2 protein-coding genes and 1 pseudogene are annotated in these 1,097 nt (G+C 63.0%); all 3 read left to right on the top strand.

The features are described from left to right. Window positions 1-460: FAD-dependent oxidoreductase (locus NKI41_RS33105; protein WP_352687262.1), on the top strand; the 460-nt coding region annotated here is incomplete at its 5' end. Next, on the top strand, window positions 429-626 hold the full coding sequence (gene thiS, locus NKI41_RS33100; protein WP_023679205.1) for a sulfur carrier protein ThiS: 198 nt from the start codon (window positions 429-431) through the stop codon (window positions 624-626). The genes NKI41_RS33105 and thiS, both read left to right, overlap by 32 nt. Window position 627: 1 nt before the next feature. Then, a pseudogene (locus NKI41_RS33095) lies at window positions 628-1,097 on the top strand (thiazole synthase); the annotation flags it as partial.

The following is a 1,097-nucleotide window of genomic DNA, read 5'->3' as shown; positions in this document are numbered from 1 at the left end:
CGATGACAGGCTTCGCGGCGTTCGCGGCGAAATGCTGATCCTAAACACGCCAGACTTCTCGCTGTCGCGCCCGGTCCGGTTGCTGCATCCGCGCTTTCCGCTCTATGCGGTACCGCGTGCCGACGCCCAGTTCATGATCGGTGCGACGATGATTGAAAGCCGGTCCGCCAGACCGGTCACGGCGCGTTCGATGATGGAGCTTCTGGGTGCTGCGTATGCCCTCCATCCGGCCTTTGGCGGGGCCGGGATCGTTGAAGCCGGCGTCGGCGTCCGTCCAGCCTTTCCCGACAATCTGCCGCGCGTCGAAATGAGCGGAGACACCGTCGCGATCAACGGGCTCTATCGCCATGGCTTTCTTCTCGCCCCCGCCATGGCGCGCCTGGCGGGCGAAATTGTCTTCAATCACGACAAACCCGTGGAGCTTGCTCATGAAACTGATGGTCAACGGCAAAGTGCATGAGGTTGCCGCCACCACGCTGGCCGAGCTGCTTGCCGCGCTTGACTATGAGGGCGATTGGCTCGCGACCGCCGTCAACAACGACCTCGTGCACAAAGCCAGCCGGGCGGAATTCCAATTGAACGACGGCGACCGGATCGAAATCCTCTCGCCGATGCAGGGAGGCTAGCATGTTCGATCTTCTCGGGACGACGCTTCCCTCCCGCCTGCTTCTCGGCACCGCTCAATATCCTTCGCCGGCCATCCTTGCCGATGCAGTCAGGGCATCGGGCACCTCGGTGGTGACCGTCTCGTTGCGCCGTGAGATGGGAGGCGGCAGGGCCGGCGAAAAATTCTGGTCGTTGATCCGGTCGCTTGGTGTCAGAATCCTGCCCAACACTGCTGGCTGCCACTCCGTCAAGGAAGCGGTCACGACCGCACAAATGGCGCGCGAAGTCTTCGGCACGCCCTGGATCAAGCTCGAAGTGATCGGCAATCACGACACGCTGCAGCCGGACGTGTTCGGTCTGCTCGAAGCCGCCCGCATCCTGTGCGAGGACGGTTTTGCGGTGTTCCCGTATACTACCGACGACCTTGTCGTCGCCGAGCGGCTGCTTGCGGCGGGCTGCAAGGTCTTGATGCCCTGGTGCGCACCGATCGG

The organism is Mesorhizobium sp. M0601 (assembly GCF_040320845.1).
Lineage (GTDB): Bacteria > Pseudomonadota > Alphaproteobacteria > Rhizobiales > Rhizobiaceae > Mesorhizobium.
The sequence above is the reverse complement of the archived record's forward strand: the minus strand, read 5'-3'. Positions and strand labels throughout refer to the sequence as shown.

Bases quoted from the DNA above. Each gene is read 5' to 3' on its own strand.
- thiS (WP_023679205.1), top strand. From the start codon at position 429: ATGAAACTGATGGTCAACGGCAAAGTGCATGAGGTTGCCGCCACCACG.